This is a genomic window from Verticiella sediminum (assembly GCF_007558815.1).
GTDB classification, from domain to species: domain Bacteria; phylum Pseudomonadota; class Gammaproteobacteria; order Burkholderiales; family Burkholderiaceae_B; genus Verticiella; species Verticiella sediminum.
The window spans coordinates 361,597-385,663 of record NZ_VLTJ01000042.1; the positions used below are offsets into that span (position 1 = coordinate 361,597).

Annotated in this window: 31 protein-coding genes; 2 read left to right on the forward strand and 29 right to left on the reverse strand. The window is 68.0% G+C overall.

The window, feature by feature from the left end; all coding sequences use genetic code 11:
* Positions 1–314 precede the first annotated feature (314 nt).
* On the forward strand, positions 315–809 hold the full coding sequence (mscL, locus tag FOZ76_RS25915) for a large conductance mechanosensitive channel protein MscL (protein ID WP_143951168.1): 495 nt from the start codon (positions 315–317) through the stop codon (positions 807–809).
* Between the two features lie 118 nt (positions 810–927).
* Here mscL and FOZ76_RS25920 read toward each other — a convergent pair whose 3' ends face one another.
* From FOZ76_RS25920 to FOZ76_RS26035, 24 genes are all read right to left on the reverse strand, one after another.
* Entirely contained in the window at positions 928–1,743 is an 816-nt protein-coding gene (locus FOZ76_RS25920; protein ID WP_143951169.1) for a Nif3-like dinuclear metal center hexameric protein, read from the reverse strand.
* Complete coding sequence (gene tatC, locus FOZ76_RS25925) at positions 1,721–2,500, reverse strand: twin-arginine translocase subunit TatC (protein ID WP_143951170.1); 780 nt, start codon at positions 2,498–2,500, stop codon at positions 1,721–1,723. Before tatC ends, FOZ76_RS25920 begins: the two co-directional genes overlap by 23 nt.
* Entirely contained in the window at positions 2,497–3,042 is a 546-nt protein-coding gene (gene tatB / locus FOZ76_RS25930) for a Sec-independent protein translocase protein TatB (RefSeq protein WP_143951171.1), read from the reverse strand. The genes tatC and tatB overlap by 4 nt, the downstream gene beginning before the upstream one ends.
* Before the next feature lie 38 nt (positions 3,043–3,080).
* Positions 3,081–3,320: a Sec-independent protein translocase subunit TatA gene (gene tatA / locus FOZ76_RS25935; RefSeq protein ID WP_143951172.1), complete on the reverse strand. Its 240-nt coding sequence runs from the start codon at positions 3,318–3,320 to the stop codon at positions 3,081–3,083.
* A gap of 216 nt (positions 3,321–3,536) precedes the next feature.
* Positions 3,537–3,890, reverse strand: coding sequence for a phosphoribosyl-ATP diphosphatase (locus tag FOZ76_RS25940; RefSeq protein WP_143951173.1), 354 nt, complete (start codon positions 3,888–3,890; stop codon positions 3,537–3,539).
* Positions 3,883–4,308: a phosphoribosyl-AMP cyclohydrolase gene (gene hisI, locus FOZ76_RS25945; RefSeq protein WP_143951174.1), complete on the reverse strand. Its 426-nt coding sequence runs from the start codon at positions 4,306–4,308 to the stop codon at positions 3,883–3,885. Before hisI ends, FOZ76_RS25940 begins: the two co-directional genes overlap by 8 nt.
* 24 nt (positions 4,309–4,332) lie before the next feature.
* Complete coding sequence (hisF, locus tag FOZ76_RS25950; protein ID WP_143951175.1) at positions 4,333–5,145, reverse strand: imidazole glycerol phosphate synthase subunit HisF; 813 nt, start codon at positions 5,143–5,145, stop codon at positions 4,333–4,335.
* The gene (hisA, locus tag FOZ76_RS25955) at positions 5,142–5,891 is read right to left on the reverse strand and encodes a 1-(5-phosphoribosyl)-5-[(5-phosphoribosylamino)methylideneamino]imidazole-4-carboxamide isomerase (protein ID WP_143951176.1); all 750 of its coding nucleotides are present in this window, start codon (positions 5,889–5,891) and stop codon (positions 5,142–5,144) included. Before hisA ends, hisF begins: the two co-directional genes overlap by 4 nt.
* A 71-nt stretch (positions 5,892–5,962) precedes the next feature.
* Positions 5,963–6,613, reverse strand: a complete 651-nt coding sequence (gene hisH / locus FOZ76_RS25960; protein WP_143951177.1) for an imidazole glycerol phosphate synthase subunit HisH — start codon at positions 6,611–6,613, stop codon at positions 5,963–5,965.
* 84 nt (positions 6,614–6,697) lie between these two features.
* Positions 6,698–7,285: an imidazoleglycerol-phosphate dehydratase HisB gene (gene hisB / locus FOZ76_RS25965; RefSeq protein WP_143951178.1), complete on the reverse strand. Its 588-nt coding sequence runs from the start codon at positions 7,283–7,285 to the stop codon at positions 6,698–6,700.
* Positions 7,286–7,407: 122 nt separating this feature from the next.
* Positions 7,408–8,727 (reverse strand): histidinol dehydrogenase, encoded by a 1,320-nt coding sequence (gene hisD / locus FOZ76_RS25970; RefSeq protein ID WP_143951179.1) that lies wholly within the window; start codon positions 8,725–8,727, stop codon positions 7,408–7,410.
* 10 nt (positions 8,728–8,737) lie between these two features.
* A complete protein-coding gene (gene hisG / locus FOZ76_RS25975) occupies positions 8,738–9,412 on the reverse strand; it encodes an ATP phosphoribosyltransferase (RefSeq protein ID WP_143951180.1) in 675 nt (224 codons plus the stop codon).
* Positions 9,409–10,677, reverse strand: a complete 1,269-nt coding sequence (murA, locus tag FOZ76_RS25980) for a UDP-N-acetylglucosamine 1-carboxyvinyltransferase (protein ID WP_143951181.1) — start codon at positions 10,675–10,677, stop codon at positions 9,409–9,411. The genes hisG and murA overlap by 4 nt, the downstream gene beginning before the upstream one ends.
* A 43-nt stretch (positions 10,678–10,720) precedes the next feature.
* On the reverse strand, positions 10,721–10,972 hold the full coding sequence (locus FOZ76_RS25985) for a BolA family protein (RefSeq protein WP_143951182.1): 252 nt from the start codon (positions 10,970–10,972) through the stop codon (positions 10,721–10,723).
* Between the two features lie 81 nt (positions 10,973–11,053).
* Positions 11,054–11,923 carry an ABC transporter permease gene (locus FOZ76_RS25990; protein ID WP_143951183.1) on the reverse strand — a complete coding sequence of 290 codons (870 nt, stop codon included), beginning with the start codon at positions 11,921–11,923 and terminating at the stop codon, positions 11,054–11,056.
* Entirely contained in the window at positions 11,920–12,741 is an 822-nt protein-coding gene (locus FOZ76_RS25995; RefSeq protein ID WP_143951184.1) for an ABC transporter ATP-binding protein, read from the reverse strand. Before FOZ76_RS25995 ends, FOZ76_RS25990 begins: the two co-directional genes overlap by 4 nt.
* Positions 12,742–12,905: 164 nt before the next feature.
* On the reverse strand, positions 12,906–13,352 hold the full coding sequence (gene atpC, locus FOZ76_RS26000) for an ATP synthase F1 subunit epsilon (protein WP_246129776.1): 447 nt from the start codon (positions 13,350–13,352) through the stop codon (positions 12,906–12,908).
* An 18-nt stretch (positions 13,353–13,370) separates the two neighbouring features.
* Entirely contained in the window at positions 13,371–14,849 is a 1,479-nt protein-coding gene (locus FOZ76_RS26005) for a DASS family sodium-coupled anion symporter (RefSeq protein WP_143951287.1), read from the reverse strand.
* Positions 14,850–15,205: 356 nt separating this feature from the next.
* Positions 15,206–15,841, reverse strand: coding sequence for an MlaC/ttg2D family ABC transporter substrate-binding protein (locus tag FOZ76_RS26010; protein WP_143951288.1), 636 nt, complete (start codon positions 15,839–15,841; stop codon positions 15,206–15,208).
* A 70-nt stretch (positions 15,842–15,911) separates the two neighbouring features.
* Positions 15,912–16,688, reverse strand: coding sequence for an MlaA family lipoprotein (locus FOZ76_RS26015; protein ID WP_143951185.1), 777 nt, complete (start codon positions 16,686–16,688; stop codon positions 15,912–15,914).
* Positions 16,685–17,203, reverse strand: coding sequence for an outer membrane lipid asymmetry maintenance protein MlaD (mlaD, locus tag FOZ76_RS26020; protein WP_143951186.1), 519 nt, complete (start codon positions 17,201–17,203; stop codon positions 16,685–16,687). Before mlaD ends, FOZ76_RS26015 begins: the two co-directional genes overlap by 4 nt.
* Positions 17,204–17,214: 11 nt before the next feature.
* A complete protein-coding gene (gene mlaE / locus FOZ76_RS26025; RefSeq protein WP_143951187.1) occupies positions 17,215–18,003 on the reverse strand; it encodes a lipid asymmetry maintenance ABC transporter permease subunit MlaE in 789 nt (262 codons plus the stop codon).
* Positions 18,000–18,854: an ABC transporter ATP-binding protein gene (locus FOZ76_RS26030; protein WP_425473354.1), complete on the reverse strand. Its 855-nt coding sequence runs from the start codon at positions 18,852–18,854 to the stop codon at positions 18,000–18,002. Before FOZ76_RS26030 ends, mlaE begins: the two co-directional genes overlap by 4 nt.
* A gap of 124 nt (positions 18,855–18,978) precedes the next feature.
* Entirely contained in the window at positions 18,979–19,458 is a 480-nt protein-coding gene (locus FOZ76_RS26035; protein WP_143951189.1) for an Lrp/AsnC family transcriptional regulator, read from the reverse strand.
* Between the two features lie 130 nt (positions 19,459–19,588).
* Here FOZ76_RS26035 and phhA point away from each other — a divergent pair, with 130 nt between their 5' ends.
* Positions 19,589–20,458 (forward strand): phenylalanine 4-monooxygenase, encoded by an 870-nt coding sequence (gene phhA / locus FOZ76_RS26040; protein WP_246129777.1) that lies wholly within the window; start codon positions 19,589–19,591, stop codon positions 20,456–20,458.
* A 10-nt stretch (positions 20,459–20,468) separates the two neighbouring features.
* Here phhA and FOZ76_RS26045 read toward each other — a convergent pair whose 3' ends face one another.
* From FOZ76_RS26045 to FOZ76_RS26065, 5 genes are all read right to left on the reverse strand, one after another.
* Positions 20,469–21,398 (reverse strand): LysR family transcriptional regulator, encoded by a 930-nt coding sequence (locus tag FOZ76_RS26045; RefSeq protein ID WP_143951191.1) that lies wholly within the window; start codon positions 21,396–21,398, stop codon positions 20,469–20,471.
* A gap of 40 nt (positions 21,399–21,438) precedes the next feature.
* Positions 21,439–21,861, reverse strand: a complete 423-nt coding sequence (locus FOZ76_RS26050) for an OsmC family protein (protein WP_170235638.1) — start codon at positions 21,859–21,861, stop codon at positions 21,439–21,441.
* Positions 21,862–22,437: 576 nt separating this feature from the next.
* Positions 22,438–23,139: a nitroreductase gene (locus tag FOZ76_RS26055; protein WP_143951192.1), complete on the reverse strand. Its 702-nt coding sequence runs from the start codon at positions 23,137–23,139 to the stop codon at positions 22,438–22,440.
* A gap of 110 nt (positions 23,140–23,249) precedes the next feature.
* Complete coding sequence (locus FOZ76_RS26060; RefSeq protein WP_143951193.1) at positions 23,250–23,702, reverse strand: type II toxin-antitoxin system VapC family toxin; 453 nt, start codon at positions 23,700–23,702, stop codon at positions 23,250–23,252.
* The gene (locus FOZ76_RS26065) at positions 23,699–23,947 is read right to left on the reverse strand and encodes an AbrB/MazE/SpoVT family DNA-binding domain-containing protein (RefSeq protein ID WP_143951194.1); all 249 of its coding nucleotides are present in this window, start codon (positions 23,945–23,947) and stop codon (positions 23,699–23,701) included. The genes FOZ76_RS26060 and FOZ76_RS26065 overlap by 4 nt, the downstream gene beginning before the upstream one ends.
* Positions 23,948–24,067: the final 120 nt, after the last annotated feature.

Sequence of the window (24,067 nt, forward strand, 5' to 3'; positions counted from 1 at the left end):
TTGTCCGGAGCACCTGCTTCTGCGCTCTGGCGATCAATGCTTGTCTCGCTCAATGTCATTGTATTTTGAGTCATCTCGCCATCCCTCGTTCAGCGCCCGTGTCTCCCGCGGGCATACACCTACGGGATCCATAGACGCATCGCAGCTGACGAGTATAGCGCGCACATGACACAGAAAGACACCAAGCCTGGATAGAAAACAACACTCAACAAAAGCCCGGCCGGCTGGCCCCGCCTTACAATCGGCGGAATCGGGACGGCGCAGTTGCCCGTCCCTGCCCAGGCGGCACCGCAACCAAGAAGAAGGAAACTGCAATGAAAGGCTTTCTGCGCGAATTCCAGACGTTTGCCGTCAAGGGCAATGTGATGGATCTGGCCGTCGGTGTCATCATCGGCGGCGCCTTCGGCCGCATCGTCGACTCGATGGTGAAGGACGTCATCATGCCGCTCATCAACGTCATCCTGGGCGGCTCGGCAGACTTCACCAACAAGTTCATCGTGCTGCGCATGCCCGAGGACTACACCGGTCCCATGACCTATGCCGACCTCACCCAGGCCGGCGCCATTCTCTTCGCGTGGGGCAATTTCCTCACCATCCTCATCAACTTCGTCCTGCTCGCCTTCGTGGTGTTCCTGATGGTCAAGGCGCTCAACAAGGCGCGCGCCCGCTTCGAGCATGAAGAAAAGGTCGCGCCGGCCGAGCCGGCCCCGCCCTCCGAGGAAGTCGTGCTGCTGCGCGAGATCCGCGACGCGCTGGCCGGCCGTACGCCTGCGTCCCCGCCGTCCGTCCCGCCCGGCACGCCGAGCTGACCCGACGGCAACACCCGCCTGGCAAGCAAAGGCCCCGCAACCCGGGATGGGTGCGGGGCCTTTGTCATGGCGGGTACGCTGTCCGCGGCGGGCAGGCGCCGTGCCGCGACGGCCGGCGTCAGACCGGGTTGTCGATGTCGACGAAGGTGACCTCGAGCGGGAAATGCTCGGCGAGGGCCTGGCCCAGCGCCTGCACGCCATAGCGTTCGGTGGCATGATGGCCCGCGCCGATGAAGCCGGTGCCGGTCTCGCGGGCAAGGTGCGTCGTGGGCTCGGAGGCCTCGCCGGTGATGTACACCGTGGCGCCGCCATCGATGGCGTCCTGCATCATGCCCTGGGCCGCGCCGGTGCACCACACCACGCGCCCGAGCGGCATGTCCGGCTCGCCCACCAGCAGCGGTTCGCGCCCCAGGCGTTCGCGCACGCGCGCGGCGAGCGCCGCCAGCGTCGGCAGGCCAGGCGCGGTACCCGCCCACAACAGCCCCTCGCTGCCCAGGGTGAGCGGACCGCCCTCGTCGGGCGCGGCATCCGGCAGCAGGCCGAGCACCCGGGCGAGCTGGGCGTTGTTGCCCCACACCGGATGGGCGTCCAAGGGCAGATGGTAGGCCAGCAGGTTCAGGTCGTGCGCCAGCGCGAGCCCGATACGCCGGCGCCGCGTGCCGATGATGCGCGGATCTTCGTTGCGCCAGAACCAGCCGTGGTGCACCAGCACCGCGTCGGCGTCGCGCTCGATCGCGGCACGCAGCAGCGCCTCGCAGGCAGTCACGCCGGTGACGATGCGCCGGATCTCGGCCCGCCCCTCGACCTGCAGGCCATTGGGCGCATAGTCGCGAAAGCGCGCAACCTTGAGCTGATCGGCAAGCCAGCCCAGGATGCGCTCGCGCGGCACCCCGCCCACGTCGATGGCCGACTCAGGTTTTCTCGGGCTCGGCATTTTCGCTCCTGTCCTTGCGTTCGATGGCGGCCCCGATCAGCAGGCCGACCTCGTACAGCAGGCACAGCGGCACGGCGAGCATGAACTGGCTGACCACGTCCGGCGGCGTGAAGACGGCAGCGATCACGAAGGCGCCGACGACGACGTAGCCGCGCGCGCTGCGCAGCTTGGCCACGGTGACGACCCCGGTCTTGACCAGCAGCACGACCACCACCGGCACCTCGAAGGTCAGGCCGAAAGCCAGGAACATCGTCAGCACGAAGTTCAGGTAGGCCTCGATATCCGGCGCGGGCGTGATCGACTGCGGCGCGAACGAAGCGATGAAATGAAAGACCGTGCGAAAGACGACGAAATAGCAGAACGCCATGCCCACCAGGAAGAGCAGCGTGCTCGACACGATGAGGGGCATGGCCAGGCGCTTCTCGTGGCGATACAGCCCGGGCGCAACGAACGCCCATGCCTGATAGAGCACGACCGGCAGGGCGATCACGAAGGCGGCCATCAGCGTGATCTTGACCGGCACCATGAAGGGCGTGATGACGCCCGTGGCGATCATGCGGGTGCCGGTGGGCAAGGTCGCCAGCATGGGCTGGGCGAGCACGTCGTAGATATAGGACGCCCCCGGATAGGTGAAGAGCACGATGAACACCGCGAGCACCGCCAGCACGGCCTTCACCAGGCGCTGGCGCAATTCGACGAGGTGGGAAACGAAGCTCTCTTCCCGATCCTCGGGCTGCTCCTGGGCTTTGTCGGTCATGCTTTCTGCGAGGAGGGACTGGTGCCGGACGATGGGGCCGGCGCGGCGGCGACGGGCTCGGGCTCGGGACGCAGCACCGGATCGTCCAGGCCGGCATCGGCCTGGGCCGCCGGACTGGCGGCAATGGCCTCGGGCGTGGGTGGGGCCGGCTCGGCCGCGGGCACGTCCGCCGCCGGCGGCACCGTGTCGGCAACCGGCGCGGCCTGGCTGGCGGCGACACCCGCCACGGCCTGTGCCCCTTCCGCCGCGGTGCCGCTGACGGTCTTGGCCACGTCGCTCACGCCGTCGCGCACGGCGTCGGTGTGTTCGCGCACGGAGGATTCCACGTCGCGCGCGGCCTCGTTCATCTGCGCGCGCAACTGCCGCAGCTCGTCCAGCTCCATTTCGCGATTGATGTCGCGCTTGACGTCACTGACATAGCGCTGCAGGCGCCCCACGAGGTGCCCCACGGTACGCGCCACCTTGGGCAGCCTTTCTGGGCCGAGCACGACCAGCGCCACCGCGCCGATCACCATCAGCTCGGTAAAACTGATATCGAACATGCGGTGTTACCAGGATGAAGAGGACGGGCCGCTGCGGCTCACGACTGACTGCCGCCGCCGGTCTTCTCGCGGGCCTGCACGTCGATCGTATCGTCGGAGACGCGCTTGGCGTCGACCTTCTTGGCTTGCGCCTCTTCCTCGCCGTCGCGCATGCCGGCCTTGAAACCCTTGACGGCGCCGCCCAGGTCCTCGCCCATGTTGCGCAGCTTCTTCGTGCCGAAGATGAGGGCAACGATGACCAACACGACCAGCCAGTGCCAGATACTGAAAGAACCCATTGAAATGCTCCGTTGTGTCCAGATGCCGGCCGTAGCCAGACTTCCCATTCTAACCAAGGTCAGGCAGCCGATGTGACGAATATCACGTCGGCTGGCCGGCATTACTTCCAGGATGAAAACTCGCCACGCGACCGTACGGTGCCGACCGGCGAGACCGCTGAGCAGAGCCAGGCAATGGCGCCCTCAGCATGACAGACGCGCGGGAGCGCTCGAAGTTCAGGACGGCGGGCGCGCGGCCTTCTCGGCCAGGCCCGACAGCCCTTCCCGGCGGGCGAGCTCGTCGATCACCTGCCTGGGCCGCAGACCATAGTGCTCCAGCATGACAAGGCAATGAAACCAGAGGTCGGCCGTCTCGTAGAGGATCTTGTCCGGGTCGGCGTCCTTGGCCGCCAGCACGACTTCGGTCGCCTCCTCGCCGATCTTCTTCAGGAAGGCGTCGGGGCCCTTGGCGAGCAGCTTGGCGACGTAGGACGTGCTCGGGTCGCCGCCGCGCGCTGGGTTGCGCGTGGCCAGCGTATCGGCGATGCGCTCGAGGATGTCGATACTGTCGTTGGCCGGGCGGTCAGTCATGGCGATAGATGGCCTTGGGGTCCTTCAGAACCGGATCGACCACGTCCCAGCGGGCTTCGGCGCCTTCGCCGTGCAGCTCGCGAAAGAAGCAGCTCTCGCGGCCGGTATGGCAGGCGATGCCGCCGTCCTGCTCGATTTCGAGCAGGACCACGTCGCCGTCGCAGTCCAGGCGGATGGCCTGGACGCGCTGGCGGTGGCCCGACTCCTCGCCCTTCTTCCAGAGCCGGTTGCGCGAACGCGACCAGTAGGTGGCGAAGCCGGTGTCGCGCGTGAGCGCGAGCGACTCGCGGTTCATGTAGGCGAACATCAGGATGCGGCCGGTGTGCGCATCCTGGGCGATGGCCGGCACCAGGCCGGCGTCGTCGTACACGACGTCGTCCAGCCAGTTGCCGGTAGGCGGACGTTCTGTGTGGCTCATGGGGACTCCGAAGCGTGCGGCGGCTCAGGCCGCCTCGGTGTGGCGCACGGCGATGCCCTGCCCGGCCATGTAGGCCTTGGCCTCGCCCACCGTGTGCTGCCCGTAGTGAAAGATGCTGGCGGCGAGCACGGCGCTGGCATGCCCCTGGAGAATGCCGTCGGCCAGGTGCTGCAGGTTGCCCACGCCGCCGGACGCGATGACGGGGATCGGCACCGCGTCGGACACCGCGCGGGTGAGCGCCAGGTCGAAGCCGGCGCGGGTGCCGTCGCGGTCCATGCTGGTGAGCAGGATCTCGCCGGCGCCCAGGCGGGCCATGCGCTGCGCCCAGGCCACGACTTCCAGGCCGGTGGCGTTGCGCCCGCCGTGGGTGAAGACTTCCCAGCGCCCCGGCTCGCCCTCGGCGGACACCCGCTTGGCGTCGATGGCCACGACGATGCACTGCGAGCCGTAGTAGCCGGCGGCCTCCTCGACCAGGGCCGGGTTGGTGACCGCGCTGGTATTGATCGAGACCTTGTCGGCCCCCGCATTCAGCAGGCGGCGCACGTCGGCCACCTTGCGCACGCCGCCGCCGACGGTGAGCGGAATGAAGACCTGCTCGGCCACCGACTCGATGACCGGCAGGATGAGATCGCGCTCGTCGCTGGAGGCGGTGATGTCGAGGAAGGTGAGCTCGTCGGCGCCGTGTTCGTTGTAGCGCCGCGCGATCTCGACCGGATCGCCCGCGTCGACCAGGCTGACGAAGTTCACGCCCTTCACCACGCGCCCGGCATGCACGTCCAGGCATGGAATGATCCGACAGGTCAGTTCCGAGCCGGCGCCTTCGGCGACGTGGGTCATGGCGAGCCTTCCATCAGCTCGTCGGCGCGCGCCTGCGCGGCGGCGAAATCCAGCGTGCCTTCGTAGATGCTGCGCCCGAGGATGGCGCCTTCGACGCCTTCGTCGTATACCGCGCAGAGCTTCTCGACATCGTCCATGCTGGCGATGCCGCCCGAGGCGTATACCGGCATGCGCACGGCCTGGGCCAGGCGCACGGTGGCCTCGACGTTGACGCCCGACAGCATGCCGTCGCGGCCGATGTCGGTGTAGATCACCGCCTCGCAGCCGTAGTCCTCGAACTTGCGGGCGAGGTCGATGACGTCGTGGCGGGTGAGCTTGCTCCAGCCGTCGGTGGCGACCTTGCCGTCACGCGCGTCCAGGCCGACGATGATGGCGCCCGGAAAGGCGCTGCAGGCGTCGTGCAGGAAGCCGGGGTTCTTGACCGCGGCAGTGCCGATGATGACGTAGGAGATGCCGCCGTCGAGGTAGCGCTCGATGGTGTCCAGGTCGCGGATGCCCCCGCCGATCTGCACCGGGATGTCGCCGCCCACGGCCTCGATGATGGCCTTGATGGCGGTCTCGTTGACGGGCTTGCCGGCGACGGCGCCGTTCAGATCGACCAGGTGCAGCCGGCGCGCGCCGGCGTCGAGCCAGCGCGTGGCCATGGCAGCCGGGTCCTCGGAAAAGATGGTGGCATCGTCGAGGTCGCCTTGGCGCAGGCGGACGCAGCGCCCGTCTTTGAGGTCGATGGCGGGGATCAGGAGCATGACGGAATGATCGAGTTCAGGTCTTGGGGATGGCCTGCCGGCCGAACGTGGAGAAGCTCAGGGGGAGAAGGTCAGGGCTTCCAGTACGCGAAGTTGCGGTACAGCCTGAGGCCCGCGTCGGCGCTTTTTTCGGGGTGGAACTGAGTAGCAAAGATGTTATCCGCAGCAATCGCGCTCGTAAAGTCGATGCCATAGCGGGTATGCCCGGTGGTCAGGGCCGGATCTTCGGGTGCGCAATAGTAGCTGTGCACGAAATAGAAGTATGCGCCATCGGCGATGCCGTCCCAGAGGGCGTGCGGCGTGCCGTGATGGACGCGGTTCCAGCCCATGTGCGGCACCTTGAGCCCGGGCGCGTGGAACTCGCCGGTGTTCTCGAAGGCGGGACCGCGCAGCCGCGGCACGGCGCCCGGCAGGATGCCCAGGCCGCCGGTGTCCGGGGCTTCCTCGCTGGTGGCGAAAAGCATCTGCATGCCCACGCACACGCCGAGCAGGGGCTTCTCGCGCGCGGCCCGGCGCACGGCCTCGACCAGCCCGGCGTTCTCGAGCTGGCGCATGCAGTCGCCCATGGCGCCCTGCCCGGGCAGCACCACGCGCTCGGCCGCGGCGATCCGGGCCGCGTCGCTGCACACCTGGATGTCGGCCTCGGGCGCGGCATAGCGCAGGGCCCGCACGACGGAATGCAGGTTGCCCGCACCGGCGTCGACGACGGCTATGCTGCCCATATCAGCCTCCGCCCGGCCGCCCGAAGGAGGCTGAAGCCCCCTCCGGGGGGCAGCGAACGCAGAGAGCGTGGGGGTCGTTTCATCTCAGAGCACTCCCTTGGTCGAGGGGATCACGCCGCCCTGGCGCTCGTCGACCTCCATGGCCATGCGCAGCGCGCGGCCGAAGGCCTTGAACACCGTCTCGCATTGGTGGTGCGCGTTGTGCCCGCGCAGATTGTCGATGTGCAGCGTGACCAGGGCGTGGTTGACGAAGCCCTGGAAGAACTCGCGGGTGAGGTCGACGTCGAACTGGCCGATCATGGCGCGCGTGAACGGCACGTGGAACTCCAGGCCCGGCCGGCCGGAGAAATCCACCACCACGCGCGAGAGCGCCTCGTCCAGCGGCACGTAGGCGTGGCCGTAGCGGCGCAGCCCGGCCTTGTTGCCGACCGCCTTGGCGATCGCCTGGCCCAGCGTGATGCCGGTGTCCTCGACCGTGTGGTGCGCGTCGATGTGCAGGTCTCCGTCGGCCTGGATGTCGAGGTCGATCAGCCCGTGGCGGGCGATCTGGTCGAGCATGTGGTCGAGGAACGGCACCCCCGTGTTGATGTTCTGCTTGCCGGTGCCGTCCAGGTTGACGGCCACGCGGATGCGGGTTTCGTTGGTGTTGCGGGTGATGTCGGCGGTACGCATGGCGGACTCGGGCATAACGGGCGTCGGCCGCCCGCGGGAGGGCGGGCGGCGCGACTCGGGAAGCTCAGGGCTCCGGGGAACAGCGTCGTCGTGGCGCCACCGCATGGCGGCGCCTCGGCGGGTCAGGCGGCAGGGTCGGCGAGGCGGAACTCCGCGCTGCGCGCGTGCGCGTCCAGGCCTTCGCCATAGGCGAGCGTGGCGGCGAGCGGGCCCAGCGCCTGCGCGCCGGCCGAGGACACCTGGATCAGGCTGGAGCGCTTCTGGAAATCGTACACCCCCAGCGGCGAGGAGAACCGTGCGGTGCGCGAAGTCGGCAACACGTGGTTCGGCCCGGCGCAATAGTCGCCCAGCGATTCCGAAGTGTAGCGGCCGAGGAAGATCGCGCCGGCATGGCGGATCAGCTCGAGCCAGCGCGCCGGCTCCTCGGCGGAGATCTCCAGGTGCTCGGGCGCGATGTCGTTGGCGATCGCGCAGGCCTGCGGCATGTCGCTCACGAGGATCAGCGCGCCACGGCCGGACAGGCTGGCGCGGATGATGTCGGCGCGGGCCATGGTCGGCAGAAGCTTCTCGATGGACGCCTCGACGGCGTCGAGGTAGGCGGCATCCGGACAGAGCAGGATCGACTGCGCCAGCTCGTCGTGCTCGGCCTGCGAGAACAGGTCCATGGCCACCCAGTCGGGCGGCGTGGTGCCGTCGCAGAGCACCAGGATCTCGCTCGGCCCGGCGATCATGTCGATGCCCACGGTGCCGAACACCCGGCGCTTGGCGGCGGCGACGTAGGCGTTGCCCGGGCCGACGATCTTGTCGACCGCGGCGATGGACTGCGTGCCATAGGCGAGCGCGGCCACCGCCTGCGCACCGCCGATGGCCCAGATCTGGTCGACCCCGGCCACGGCGGCCGCGGCGAGCACGATGGGATTGCGTGCGCCATCGGGCGTGGGCGTCACCATCACCACCTCGGCCACGCCCGCCACCTTGGCCGGGATGGCGTTCATCAGCAGCGAGGACGGGTAGGCCGCCTTGCCGCCGGGCACGTACAGGCCGACGCGGTCGAGCGGCGTGATCTTCTGGCCGAGCAGGGTGCCGTCGGGCTCGGTGTAGCTCCAGGATTCGGCGCGCTGGTGCTCGTGGTAGGCGCGGATGCGCGCGGCGGCGGCCTGCAGCGCGTCGCGCTGCTCGGCCGGCAGCGCGGCCAGCGCGGCGGCGGCTTCGCTCGCCGGAATCTTCAGGGCCGCCAGGTCGGCGGCCGGGTTGCGGTCGAAGCGCCCGGTGTACTCGAGCACGGCGGCGTCGCCGCGGGTGCGCACGTCGGCCAGGATGGCCTGCACGGCCTGTTCGATGGAAGCGTCGTCGGCTGCCTCGAAAGCCAGCAGCCGGCGCAGATCGGCCGCGAAGTCGGCGGCACGGGTGTCGAGCCGGCGGATGAGCGGTTGGTCGGGCATGGGGCCTCCTTCAGTCGGCGACGGCCCGGCGGAACGCATCGATCAGGGGCTGGATGCGCTCGCGGCGGGTCTTCAGGGCCGCCTGGTTGACGATCAGGCGGGACGAGATCGACATGATGTCCTCCACGGCAACCAGGTGGTTGGCGCGCAGGGTGCTGCCGGTGGACACCAGGTCCACGATGGCGTCGGCCAGGCCGACCAGCGGGGCGAGTTCCATCGAGCCGTACAGCTTGATGATGTCCACGTGCACGCCCTTGGCGGCGAAGTGCTCGCGGGCGGCCTCGACGTACTTGGTGGCCACGCGCAGCCGTGCGCCCTGGTAGACCGCCGCCTCGTAGTCGAAGCCCGCCGGCACCGCCACGCTCAGGCGGCAGCGTGCGATCTCCAGGTCGAGCGGCTGGTACAGGCCGGCCGGATGGATGCCTTCGTGCTCGTACAGTACGTCCTTGCCCGCCACGCCCAGGTCGGCGGCGCCGTACTGCACATAGGTGGGGACGTCCGACGCCCGCACAATGATGATGCGCAGGTCCGGATCGCTCGTCGAAATGATGAGCTTGCGCGTGCTGCCCAGATCCTCGTTCACGGTGATGCCGGCCTCGGCCAGCAGAGGCAGGGTCTCGTCGAAGATCCGGCCCTTGGAGAGAGCCAGGGTGATGGGCCGGCGGCCCTCGGCGGCAGCGATCATGCGCTTGCTCCGCCCGGGACGCGCACAATGGCGGCGCCCAGTTGTGCGAGCTTGCGCTCCATGTATTCGTAACCTCGGTCCAGATGATAGATGCGCTCGACGGTGGTCACGCCCTCGGCCACCAGGCCGGCGATGACCAGACTCGCCGAGGCGCGCAGGTCGGTGGCCATGACCGTCGCGCCGGACAGCGCCGGCACGCCCTTGACCACGGCGGTGTGGCCGTCGATCTCGATGTCCGCGCCCAGGCGGCGCAGCTCCTGCACGTGCATGAAGCGGTTCTCGAAGATGTTCTCGGTGATCACCGAGGTGCCCTCCGCGACGGCGTTCATGGCCATCAACTGCGCCTGCATGTCGGTGGCGAAGCCCGGATACTCCTGGGTACGGAAACCCACGGCGCGCGGGCGCCGCGCCATGCGGGCACGGATGGTGTCGCCTTCGCACGCGAGCTCGACGCCGGCGTCGCGCAGCTTGCCGAGCACCGCGCCCATGGTGTCGGGCGCCGTGGCGCGCAGCACGACCTCGCCGCCCGCAGCGCCGACCGCGCACAGGAAGGTGCCGGCCTCGATGCGGTCCGGCATGACGCGGTAGTCGACGCCGTGCAGGCGCTCCACGCCCTGCACGACGATGCGGTCGGTCCCCTGCCCTTCGATGCGCGCGCCCATGGCGATCAGCAGGTTGGCCAGGTCGACCACTTCGGGCTCGCGCGCCGCGTTGGCGAGCACAGTCTCGCCCTCGGCCAGCACCGCGGCCATCAGCAGGTTCTCGGTACCGGTGACGGTGATCATGTCGGTGCGCACCAGCGCGCCCTTGAGGCGCTCGGCGCGCGCGACCACGAAGCCGTGCTCCACGCGCACGTCCGCGCCGAGCGCGGCCAGCCCCTTAATATGCTGATCGACCGGCCGCTGGCCGATGGCGCAGCCGCCTGGCAGGCTGACCCGCGCCTCGCCGAAACGGGCCAGCAAGGGCCCGAGCACGAGGATCGAGGCCCGCATGGTCTTGACCAGCTCGTAGGGCGCTTCGCAGGAGTCCAGGCGGTCGGCCTGCAGTACCAGGGCGTTGCCGGCCTCGCGCTCGGTGCGCACGCCCATGCGGGCAAGCAGCCGCACCAGCGTGTCGATGTCGTTCAGGTCCGGCACGTTGGCCAGGCGGACCGGATCGGCCGTGAGCAGGCTCGCGCACATGATCGGCAGCGCCGCGTTCTTCGCGCCCGACACGATCACTTCGCCCTGCAGACGATTGCCGCCGGTGATGTTCAGTTTATCCATGAGGTCTGGCGCTCGAGGCGCCGCAAGGACGGATGGACGCGGCTCAGGCCGCGCGGCTGGCGTACTCCGCCGGGGTCAGGGTGCGCATGGAGAGCGCATGGATCTCCTCGCGCATGCGATCGCCCAGCGCGGCGTAGACCATCTGATGGCGCGCGATGGGCCGCTTGCCCTCGAAGCCGGCACAGACGATGACCGCCTGGAAATGCTGGCCGTCGCCTTCGACTTCGACGTGCTCACAGGCGAGCCCAGCGACAATGTATTGACGGATCTGTTCAGGAGTGGGCAGTTGGGACATGTCAACCTCCGTACGGCCGCCCGAAGGAGGCCGAAGCCCTCCCGGGGGGCAGCGAACGCAGTGAACGTGGGGGTCTCATCTCTAGCTCCGCAGCTTGTAGCCGCTCGCCAGCAGCCGCAGCGCGCACACAGCGAGCACCAGGAAGACGCCGCCGACCACGGCGAGGCTGTGCCAGGGCGACGCATCGGACAGGCCGAAGAAGCCGTAGCGAAAGCCGTCGATCGCGTAGAACACCGGATTCCAGTGCGACACGGCCTGCCAGAACGGCGGCAGCGAATGGATCGAATAGAACACGCCGGACAGGAAGGTGGCCGGCATGATGAGGAAATTCTGGAAGGCGGCGATCTGGTCGAATTTCTCGGCCCAGATCCCGCCGATCACCCCGAGCGTGGCCATGGACGCGCAGGCGAGCACGGCGAAAGCCAGCATCCACAGGGGATAGGCGATCATCGGGCCGGCGAAGAAGAGCGTGATGAGCCAGACGCCGAACCCGACGACCAGCCCGCGCACGACCGAGGCCAGCACATAGGCGCCGTAGATCTCCAGGTGCGAGAGCGGCGGCAGCAGGATGAACACCAGGTTGCCCGTGACCCGGCTCTGGATGAGCGAGGAGGACGCATTGGAGAATGCGTTCTGCAGCATGCTCATCATCACCAGCCCGGGCACCAGGAAGTTGACGTAGGGCACGTGGTCGTAGACGCGCACGTGATCTTCCAGCACGTGCGCGAACACGAGCAGGTAGAGCAGCGCCGTGACCACCGGGGCGGCCACCGTCTGGAAGCTCACCTTGTAGAACCGCAGCATCTCCTTGTAGAAGAGCGTCGGGAAGCCGGAACTCGCGCGCAGGTCGGGTTCGAGCAGCGGCTTGCGCACGGCCTGGCGGTGCGGGCCGCCCGCGGTGCGCTGCGGCACGCCCTGAACGGTGCGCTGGGTCGAGGCGGGCTGGGTCATGCGAGCTCCTCCGCCTCGACGCCCGCGGGCGCACGACGATCATCCCAGCCGTTCTCGCCGCGCATGATGCGCACGAAGGCTTCCTCCAGGTCGGCGCCGCCGACCCGCTCGACCAGGGCCGCGGTGCGATCCAGGGCCACCACGCGCCCGCCCTTGAGCATGGCGACGCGTTCGCACAGGGCTTCGGCTTCTTCCAGGTAGTGCGTGGTGAGCAGCACCGTATGCCCCTGCTCGTTCAGCTTGACGATGAATTCCCAGAGAGTGCGGCGCAGATCGACGTCCACGCCCGCGGTCGGCTCGTCCAGCACGATCACCGGCGGGCGGTGCACCAGCGCCTGCGCGACGAGCACGCGCCGCTTCATGCCGCCCGAGAGCGCCCGCATGTTGGTGTCCGCCTTGTCGGCCAGGCCCAGGCTGGCGAGGATTTCGTCGATCCAGTCGTCGTTGTGGCGCAGGCCGAAGTAGCCGGACTGAAAGCGCAGCGTCTCGCGCACGGTGAAGAAGGGATCGAACACCAGCTCCTGGGGCACGATGCCGAGCGCGCGCCTGGCCTGGGCGTATTGCGTCTGCACGTCGTAGCCGCAGACGCTCACCCTGCCGCTGGTGGCGCGGGTCAGGCCGGCCAACACCGAGATCAGCGTGGTCTTGCCCGCGCCGTTGGGCCCGAGCAGGCCGAAGAATTCGCCGGGCTCGATGGCCAGACTGACATCGTCGAGCGCGCGCAGGCCCGGTGCCGGCGTGGCGCCGCGCAGGCGTTGGCGCCACGAGAACTGCGGCGCATACACTTTGGAGAGGTGTTCGATACTGACGACGGGCATGATCGGGGAGCGAAGCCAAGCCGGCCATTATAGGCAATGGCGGCAGGCGGCGTTTTACCCAGGTCAAAAAGGGATACGCCCGCACCGGTCGGCCCGCGCCCGGCGGAGGGGGTGGCGACACGGCGGGCCGCGCCGCCGCCTCGCCGCCGACCGCCGCAACGGGCCTACTCTCGGCGCAGCCGCCGCAACGAGATGTCGTCGATCAGTTCGGCGTGCACGGCGGCGTAGTCCGGCCGGGCCAGCTCGCGCGCCAGCGGGCTCGCGGCCGACGCCGCCTCGCGTGCGCGCGTGGCGTCCAGCTCCTCGGTGCGCACGGCCACGTCCGCCAGCACGGTCACGGCGTGGGGCATCACCTCGATGAACCCACCCGCCACGTACACGCGCGTCTGCCCGCCATCGAGCTGGCGCACCTGCACGAATCCCTCGCGCACCTTGGTGAGCAGCGGCGTATGCCCGGGATAGACGCCCAGCGAGCCCTCGACCCCGGGCACCGAGACGAACGCCGCGTCGCCCGAATACAAGGTCTCGGCCATGCTCACCACGTCCACCCGAAGGTGGTCGGGACGCGCGGCCGGCTGGCCGCCGCCAGCGCTCGTTTCCGATGTCGCCACGTCTGCTCCTCTCAAATCTCAAAGCCAGCCCAGCCAGCGCCAGTAGGTCATGCCGAAGCCCAGGATGAGCACATAGCCCACCGCCGTGAGCACGATGCCGACCTTGGCGAACTGGCGGGCGTTGAAGGTCTCGGTGGCCAGGGCCACCATGTTCTGCGGTGCGTTGATGGGCAGGATGAAGCCGAAGCTCACCACGAAGCCTAGGATCATGGTCATGCCCAGCCGGTTGAAGTCGCCCGGCAGCACGGCCAAGAGGGAGATCAGAATGGGCATCAACGCCGACGTCAGCGCCGTCGCGCTGGCGAAACCCAGGTGGATCAGGATGAGAAAGGCGCTGAGGATGGCGAGCACGCCGAAGGTGCCCAGGTGGTCCAGGCCGGTGCGCTCGATCACCTGCCCGGCCAGCCATTGCCCCGCCTGGGTGGACAACAGCGCCGAGCCCAGGCTGATGCCCACGCCGAACACGATGATGGTGCCCCAGGGAATGCGGCTCTGCACGTCCTTCCAGTTCATCACCCCGACCCTGGGCAGCAACAGCACGACCAGGCCGGCATACGCCGTGGACGTGGTGTCGAAGCGGTGCAGCTTGCCCTCGGTGGACCAGAGCAGCAGCAGGCAGAGCATGACGATGAGCAGCCGCTTCTGCGGCCCCGTCATGGGGCCCAGCGCGGCCAGCGATTCGCGCACCGCATCCTTGCCGCCGCCCAGGTCGTTGGACTCCGGCGGCAGCATGCGCAGCACCACGAAATACATGATCGCCGACATGGCGACGGCCCAGGGCGCGCCGGCGACGAGCCAGTCGATCCAGGTCACGCGCTCGCCCAGCAGCTTCTCCATGAACCCGACGGTGAGCAGGTTCTGCGCGGCCGCCGTCTGGATGCCCACGTTCCAGATGCTGGTGCCCTGCGCGACGACGATCATGAGGCCGGCGGCGAAGTTCGAGCGCTTGTCCACCCCGAAGGCGGCGATGACGCCCATCATGATCGGCACCACGCAGGCGCTGCGCGCCGTGGCGCTCGGCACCACCAGGCTGAGCAGGATGGTGACCAGGATGGCGCCGACGAAGATCTGGCGCGAGCTGGTGCCCACCCGCTGCAGGGTGACCAGGGCGATGCGCCGGTCCAGCCCGGTGTGCGTCATGGCCGCGGCGAGGAACAGCGCGCCGGCGACCAGCGCCAGGGCGGAATTCGAGAACCCGGCCAGCGCCATCGAGATCGCCGCCGAGGTGCCGTAGATCGCGTCCGGGTTCTGGATCGTGGGCGCCGTGCCGACCAGGAAAGCCATCAGCGAGGTGATGATGATGGCGCTGGCCTCGTAGGACACCGCCTCGGTGATCCAGACGATCACTGCGAACACCAGGATAGCCAGCATGCGATGCCCCGCCGGCGGCAGATCGGCCGGCAGCGGCAGGAGCAGCACGCCGACCATGGCCAACACGGCGACGATCAGGCCGATCGGCATGCGCACGGCGGGCGGTGGCGAAGCCGGGGCCGGCATACTGGCCGGGTTGGACGCAGCGTTCACGGTCGTTCTTCCTTCTCGTATCGCGGCGCCGCACGCCGGCGCCGGGCCATGCCGGCGCGGCCCCGCGCACCGGGCACCGCGGGTCGGTGGCGGGCAAAGCTAGCGACAAGGTGCCCCCGCCGCCTCGGCAGCGTCAAGCGCGGGCCGCCGATCTGCGGCAAATGCACCACAGGCCGTGGCGAGTTTGACGTGGCGCAAAGACAGCGGGGCCGCACGCACGTGGCCAGAAGAAGCAGGTGCGGCGCCGCCAAAAGAACGACACCCCGGCGCCGTTGCCACGGCGGCCGGGGTGTCTCGATGAACGCAGGACGGGGCCAGGCCCCGCCTTATCACTTCTGGGCGAGGTTGCGCTGCTGCAGCGTGGCGATCAGCCCGTCGATGCCGCCTTGCTGGATCTGCGAGGCGAACTGGTTGCGGTAGTTCTGGATCAGCCAGATGCCTTCGACGCTGACATCGTAGATGCGCCAGCCCTGCGGCGTGCGCTCGAGCCGGTAATCCACCGCGGCCGGCTGCGTGCCCGACTGCATGACCTGGCTGCGCACGACGACGTCGTCGGCCGAGGCATCGCCGCGGAAGGGCAGCATGTTGATGCGGGCCGAGTTGTCCACCTTGCTGAAGGCGCCGCTGTAGGTGCGGATCAAGGTGCCGCGAAAGCCGTCGACCAGCGCCTGGCGCTGCTCCGGCGTGGCTTCGCGCCAATAGCGCCCCACGGCCAGCCGGGTGGTCTTCTCGAAGTCCACATGCGGCAGCACCTGGGCATCGACGACCTGGTTAATGCGATTGACGTTACCCGACTGGAGCGCCGGGTCGGCCTTGAGCGTGTTGAGCACGTCTTCGGCGACGGCCTGCACGAAGGCATCCGGCTGGCCTTGCGGATCGGGCTGCGCAGCATGCGCGAGCCCGGCCGCCCCGGCCAGCAGCGCCGCGGCGCACAACAGGATCCACTGGCGTCCCAGGCGCTGCATCGAGGCGGCGACGGAACGATTCTTCACTTCAACAACACGCATGAGTCATCCTAAATGGTGGTCGGCTCGGTCAGGGAGCGATCGGGGCGGCAGCCGGCGCTGCCTCGGGATCGTCGCCATAATCGGGCAGCGAGTAGTCGGGCGCGGCATCCTGGCCGAGCGACTGGTTGATGATGGCCTGACGCCGCTGCAGATAAGCGTCACGCACGAACAGATACGGGTCGAGCGCGATATCGTCGACAAGATCGCCGGCCTCGAGCAGACGCTCGCGATCGCTCACGACACGCACACCATAGAGCGAATTGCGTACCCGCACGTTTTCGACATGTGTCAGTGGCGAAGCATAGGTATCCACCAGGCGGCCGGCGCCGTCGCGTACGGTGCTCGGGCCGAAGAACGGCAGCACCAGGTAGGGGCCGGGCCCCATGCCCCAGACGCCCAGGGTGGAGCCGAAATCGCGCGGGATGCTGGGCACGCCGACCTTGGAGGCGGGGTCGAAACAGCCGAACCCCAGTGTCGTATTCAGCAACACCCGGCCGGCCATGTTGATGCCGTCGGGCACCTGGCCCTGCAGAAAACTGTTGGCCGTATACAGCACGTCGCGCAGATTGCCGAAGAAGTTGCCGATGCAGTCGCGCACCGGCGTCGGCGTGACGGTCTGGTAGGCTTGGGCCACGGGCTTGAGCACGGCGCGGTCCAGGGTGTCGTTGAACTGGTAGATCGAGCGGTTCATGCCCTCGAGAGGGTCGCGCGGATCGGGCTCGCCGGGCACCGTGGCGCAGCCGGCCAGGGTCAGCGCGGCCAGCGCAGCGGGAGCAAGGCGGAAGTAGGAGGAAGCGGTGGTCATTGTTGCGCCGGAGGGGAGGCGCCGGCAGCGTCGGCGCCGGACTGTTGTTGTGACGTACCTTGGTTGTTGGCCATGCCGTAGAGGAACCGGCTGATCAGGTTCTCGAGCACGACGGCCCCCTGAGTGTAGGTAATGCGATCGCCCGCGGCCAGCATCTTGTCCTCCGCCCCGGGGTCCAGGCCGATGTACTGCTCGCCGAGCAGGCCGGACGTGAGGATGGACGCGCTGCTGTCGCTGGGAAATTCCACGCCCTGATTGATGCGCATCGTGACCACGGCCTGGTAGGCCTGGTCATCGAACTGGATCGACTCCACACGGCCCACCACCACGCCCGCGCTGCGCACGGCGGCACGCGGCTTGAGGCCGCCCACGTTGTTGAAATTGGCGCTCACGCTGTAGCTCGGCCCGGTGGAGATCGAGCCCAGATTGCCGGCGCGCAGCGCCAGGAACACGAGAGCCACGATGCCGAAGAGCACGAACAGCCCAACCCAGAAATCGACTTTGCTTCGACCCATGATTACCCCGATCAATTACCGAACATCAGCGCAGTGAGCAGGAAATCCAGCCCCAGCACCACGAGCGAGCCCACGACCACCGTCTGCGTGGTCGCGCGCGACACCCCCGAGGGGGTGGGCGTGGCCTGCCAGCCCTGGTAGAGCGCGATCACGCTGACCGCCACGCCGAAGACGACGCTCTTGATGACGCCGTTCAAGACGTCGTCGAATACATCCACGCCGGCCTGCATCTGCGACCAGAACGCACCTTCGTCCACGCCGATCATGAGCACGCCGACGACCCAGCCGCCCAGCACGCCCACCATCGAGAACACCGCGGCGAGCACGGGCATGGCGATGATGCCGGCCCAGAAGCGCGGCACGACCACGCGCCGGATCGGATCGACCGCCATCACCTCCATGGCGGCGAGCTGTTCGCCCGCCTTCATGAGACCGATCTCGGCCGTGAGCGACGTGCCCGCGCGCCCGGCAAAGAGCAGCGCGGTGACCACCGGCCCGAGCTCGCGGGTGAGCGAGAGCGCCACCAGCACGCCCAGCGCCTCCTCGGAGCCGTAGCGGCTGAGGGTGTAATAGCCCTGCAGGCCGAGGACGAAGCCGACGAACAGGCCCGACACCAGGATGATGAGCAGCGAATAGTTGCCCAGGAAATGCAACTGCTGCACCACCAGGCGCGGACGCTTGAACGCCGCCCCGCTGCGCGCGAGGATCAAGCCCAGGAAACGCGTGAAATAGCCCAGCGAGACGACCGTGCCGCGCACGTAGGCGCCCAGCGCGGCAATGGCTCTGACGACAGCGTTCATCGCCCCTCCTTGCGGGCGGGCGCGCGCCGCGTCTCGCGGGCGAGCCATGCCTCGAACGCCGGTGTTTCAGGATAGTGGAAAGCGACCGGGCCGTCCGGCTCGCCGTGCAGGAACTGATGCACGTACGGGTCGGCGCTGGCCTCGAGCTCGGCGGGCGTGCCCTGCGCCTTCAGCTCGCCCTGCCCCACCAGATAGGCGTAGTCGGTGATGGCGAACGATTCGCGCACGTCGTGCGTGATGAGCAGCGACGCGCAGCCCAGATGATCCGCCAGGTGGCGGATGAGCTGCGCCGTCACGCCCATGGAGATCGGGTCGAGCCCGGCGAAGGGCTCGTCGTAGAGCACCAGCTCCGGGTTCAGGGCGACCGCGCGGGCCAGCGCGACCCGGCGCGCCATCCCGCCCGAGATCTCCGAGGTGCGCAGCGCAGCCGCGCCGCGCAGGCCGACGGCGTGCAGCTTGTCGAGCACGGTCTCGCGGATCTCGGCTTCGCCCATGCGGGTGTGCTCACGCAGCGGAAAGGCGACGTTCTCGAAGACATCGAGATCGGTGAACAGCGCCCCCTGCTGGAACAGCACGCCCATGCGCTGGCGCACGGCGGTGAGTTGCGTCTGGCTGGCCGTCGCGAGGTCTTGCCCGAAGACACGCGCCGTACCCGCCAGTGGCCGGAGCTGGCCGGTGGCCGTGCGCAGCAGCGTGGTCTTGCCGCTGCCGGAGCCGCCCAGCAGCGTGACGACCTGCCCGCGTCGCACGGCCAGATCGATGCCGGCGAGCACCGGCGTCTCGCCATAGCCGGCGCACACTTGCGCGAAGTCGAGCACGACGTCGCCGGGCGCCTTGGCGGAGGGTGGGATTGCAGTCATAGCCCGCGATTCTAACAACTCGACAGAAAGCGCCCACCCGGCGGGACGCTACTTGCGGTAACAACGCGTCCGCCGCGCTCCCGCGAACGCCGGCGCAGGCAGCGCGCAGTGGGCGTCAGACCGCTCCGACCGCCGTGGTTTCCTTGATGGTCTTCAGCACGAAGCTCGAGCGGATGTCCACCACCGAGGGGTGCTGCATGAGCGTGTCCAGCGCAAAACGCGAAAAGTGCGCCAGATCCTCGACCTGCACGCGCAATAGATAGTCCATGTCGCCGGTGGTGGCGTAGCAGGCCGCGACTTCGGGCCAGCGCTGCACCGCGCGGGCGAACTCCTCGAGCGGCGCATAGCTGTCGGTGAGCTGCTTCTGCAGGCGTACCTCGATGTAGGCCGCGAGGCCGAACCCCACTTTCTGCGCATCGACCAGGGCCACGTACTGCCGGATGACCCCGGCCGCCTCCAGCCGCTTGACTCGGCGCAGGCACGGGCTGGGCGAGAGCGCCACCCGGCCCGCCAGCTCCTGGTTGGTGAGCCGGCAATCGCGCTGAAGCTCCGCCAGAATGCGCCAGTCTGTTCGATCCAGCGTGATTTCCACCATTTTTCTCCGCCAGCAAGCCGTTTACTGGCAGATTATTGCGCAATACGGTCACAGCTCGCATCGATACGCAATCTTTCGCCCCCCGACTGTTCCTAGAATGGATGCCTATACCTGCTCCAAGGAGACGAGCATGCAGCAAGCGACTGCCAAACCCGTGACCTACGGCGCCAGCGACCGTCCGCCGCGCGGCGACTATTCGCTCGCCCGTGCCGACTACACCTGCGAGCAGCCCTGGGAGGACTACACCGCCGATGAGCACGACCGCTACGCCCGCCTCTTCGCGCGCCAGATGGCCCACGTGCAGGATCGCGCCTGCGACGAATTCGTCGTCGCCCTCTCCCACCTGGGCGACGCGCAGGGCATCCCGCGCTTTGCGGACATCAACATCGTGCTGCGCCAGGCCACCGGCTGGGAGCTGGTCGCGGTGCCCGGGCTCATTCCGGAACGCGAGTTCTTCACCCTGCTCGCCAACCGCCGCTTTCCGGTGACCTACTGGCTGCGCAGCGAGGCCGAGTTCGACTACATCGTCGAGCCGGATCTGTTTCACGACCTGTTCGGCCACGTACCGCTGCTGTTCAACCCGGTCTTCGCCGACTACATGCAGGCCTTCGGCTCGGGCGGCCTGAAGGCGGAGAGCCTGCACGCGCTGGAGTTCCTTTCCCGGCTGTACTGGTACACGGTGGAGTTCGGCCTGATGCACACGTCGCGGGGCCTGCGCGTGTACGGCGCGGGCATCCTGTCCTCGGTGGGCGAACTCGACTACTGCCTGACCTCGCCCGAACCCAACCGGGTGGCCTTCGACGCCCTGCGCCTGATGCGCACGCGCTACAAGATCGACACCTACCAGGAGACCTACTTCGTCATCGAGGGCTTCGGCGAGCTGTTCGATGCGACGGCGCCGGACTTCACGCCGCTCTATACCGCCTTGCGCGACCTGCCGGAGCTGGGCGCCGGCGACGTGCTCGCCGACGAGAAGACCTACCCGCCGAACCGGGTCTGAACTGCAGGCGCTACGCGAGGCCGCCCTGGCCTGAGCCGGCATGCGACGCATCCAGCGCCACCAGCAGGTCGCGCCAGCGCAGTGCGGTGGCGCTGGGCGTATCCTGCGGCAGGATCAGCGACAACGAGAGCGCGTGGCGCGCGGCCTGGTCGGCCAGACGGATGAAGCGCACGGCGGGATGCGAGAAGTAGCGCGTGGAGGCCGGTACCAGGGCGACGCCCAGACCGCTGGCGACCAGGCTCACGACGGTCTGCACCTGGGCGGCTTCCTGCTCGATGCGCGGCGAGAAACCGGCGCCCAGGCAGAGCGCGCCTACCCAGGCGGCCAGGCCGGGCACCTCCCGGGGCGAGTACGAAACGAAGGCTTCGCCGGCGCAATCGACCAGCCTGGCCTCGTCGCGCCGCACCAGGGCGTGTCCGGCCGGTACGGCGATCATGGCATCGTCGCGCTCCACCACCCACGTCTGCAGCCCGGGAGCGGCGGCCAGCGGACCGCGCACCAGGCCGGCGTCCAGGCGATGGCGATGGACCCGCTCCAGCATCTCCACCGTCGTGCTCTCGACCAGCTCCAGCCGCACCTCGGGATGGCGCTGCCGAAAGGCCGGAACCGCACGCGGCAGCAGCGCATAGGTGGCCGAGCCGACGAAGCCCACGCGCAGTCGGCCGCCTTCGCCGGAGGCCACCATGCGCGCCACCTGGCGCGCCTCCTCGGCATGACGCAGGGTATGCCGGGCCTCCTGCAGCATGGCCGCGCCCGCGGGCGTCAAGGTCGCGCCGCGCGGGCCGCGCTCGAACAGCACCACGCCGATCGCGCGCTCGAGCTTGCGCATCGACACGGTCAGCGCGGGCTGGGCGATGAACAGCGCTTCGGCAGCGCGGCGAAAACTGCCCAATTCGGCGATAACGACGAACTGGCGCAGCGTGCGCAATTCAATGGTCATAGGCTGACGCGCATTGACGGGGCGCGGCGCCCGCTGGGCGTCAGGCCTCGACGATGTCCACCGACCACGTCATCTCGGCGGTCTTCTCGAGCATGGCGGACGCCGAGCAATACTTCTCGTGCGACAACTGCACCGCGCGCTCGACGGCCGCGCGCGGCAGGTTCTTGCCCGTGACGGTGAAGGCGAACTCGATCCTGGTGAAGACCTTGGGGTCGGACTCGGCGCGCTCGGCGTTCACCTTGACCGAGCAGCCCGTGACCGCGTGGCGCCCGCGCTTGAGGATGAGCACGACGTCGTAGGCGGTGCAGCCGCCGGTACCGGCCAGCAGCAGCTCCATCGGACGAGGGGCAAGGTTGTGCCCTCCGCCCTCGGGCGCGCCGTCCATGACGGCGACATGGCCGCTACCAGTCTGCGCCGTGAACAACATGCCTTCGGGGCCACCCCAATTGACGGTGCATTGCACGATGAATTCCTTCGATGTTGCTAAGAGAGTCAGCCGCAAGTATCCCGAGCCCGGGGACGACGGTCAAATCGGTACCTGCGCAACGGCTGCCAACGTCATGCTGCAAAGCAACATGCAAACGCCTGTATCAGGGTGAACCCGGCAGAACAAACCCTGAGTTTTCTCGATGAATTTGCAACAAAAAGAAACCAAAACGACAGCAGAGGGTAAACCCGAACACTGCAACCTACTGAAAATAAAAAGGAAAAACTTGAATTTGCGCACCGTGCCCGATCGGCCCAAGGCGTAGAACGCGGGCCACAAAGATCTTGCATCGCAGCAAGCTCCTTCCTATAATTCAGTCATCGGATGTCGAAACGCAGTGCAGTCGGATGCGATCAAACGCTAAGCAGCACTTTCGATACTCCACCGTTGTCTCCTCCACCCTCCTCCTTTGGTGGATTTAGCCCGAAGCCGCAAGGCCTCGGGCTTTTTTTTGTCCTGTTTTTGCCTCTGCAGGCATGCGGGCTTGCCGCCCACGGAACGGACCAACGGGCCGCAACCGGCCCGTTGGGCACCACCGTCAAGCCGCCACGCCTAGCCGATGAAAGCGGCCGTCTCGCTGAGCGGGGCTCGCGTCGTGCGAAACCCGTTGGCGGGATGCCCGGTATCCTCGTAGCCGAAGGAAATCCCGCAGACGACCTGCTTGTCCTCGGGAATGGGCAAATGCTTGCGCAGCACGTCCGGCCAGGACGCCAGGGCAGCCTGCGCGATCGACCCCACGCCTGCCGCTTCGGCGGCAAGCAGGAAGTTGGCAACCCAGGCGCCGCAATCCATCACGCCGTGCGTGCCCAGCGCCGTCTCACTGCTCACCAGCGCAAGGTGCGGAGCGCCGAACAGCCGGAAATTCTCCAGCGCCTGGCGCGTCGAACCCTCGCGATCCCCCTTCTCCACACCGACTGCCCGATACAGCGCCCAGCCGCATTCGCGCCGGCGCTCCTGGTGCAGATTGCGGTATTCCCGCGGCCAGTCGAGTTCGGGCGCCGGCTGTGCGCCGGCGCGCGCCCGGGCCATCAGATCTTCGCGCAGCGCCTGCAGGGGTTCTCCGCTCACGATCAGCACGTGCCAAGGCTGGGCGTTGCACCACGAGGCGCTGCGCCGCGCCGTCTCCAGCAGGCTCTCGATGACTTCGCGCGGCAGCGGGTCCGGCCGGAAGGCGCGGCAGCTATGGCGCCGTTCGAGCAGGGACTGCAGACGGGCCAGGCCCTCGCCTGGCGCGGTACCGACGACTGCGTTCATACAGATCTCTCCTCCAGTTTCATGGATCAATTACGGCTTGGTGAAGTCGAGCGCAGCCGCGATGTCGTCGATCGTGATGCGCTGGAACCAGGCGCATCGATCGAACGCCCTCAGCGACGGGTTCTTGGCGGATCGACCAATGCACTAGCGGGATCCCACAACTGAGGAAACAGCATGGCGCCAGGCAACGTGGCGGCCCTCTTGTCGAACGTGACCAGCGAACACCCCCTGTGGACGGCCGTCGCGACATGCATGCAGTCTGCGAAATCGGCAGCTTCATCGTCCTCGAACATGCGAAGCGCTTCCTCCAGGATCTCCGGTACCTCGACCTCCATTCCCCGCGTCTCCAGGATGCCTGTCAAAGCGTTCATGATGTCTTCCCGGGGCAGCTTGTAGCGGCTGCGCAGCACCCACTCCGTTTCGAGCATCACACCCAGCGGCACAAGCACTGGCACCCCGTATTCGTGTGCGGTCTCGATAAGAATGGCAGCTCTCGAGCTTTGGTCCTCGTCGTCCGCGACTAACAGTCGCACCAGAACGTCTGTATCGATCGCGAGGTTCATTTCGCGGGATCGTTCTCGGCCAGGTCGACCTGCATTGCTTCGAGGGGTATTGTCGGCTGCCCTGCCCGGCGAAGCATGCCGGCGAGGTCGTGGGCACTCCGGGTCTTCGGTCGGACGACAAGGGTGCCGTTGCTGAGCAGCACGAACGCTATTTTGTCGCCCGTTTTCATGCCCATCCGCTCCCGGATAGCGCGCGGGATGGTCACTTGGCCCTTCGATGTCAGGGTGGTTGTAACGTTAGCCATGGGTGCCATCAAGTACGCTGTTATTACGATTTGGTTTATCGTAATACCCTGTCTGCCGGGCGTCAAACCGCTGTTGCGAACGGCGTGCTGTGATGACCGTGCTGCGCGACCCGGAAGTGG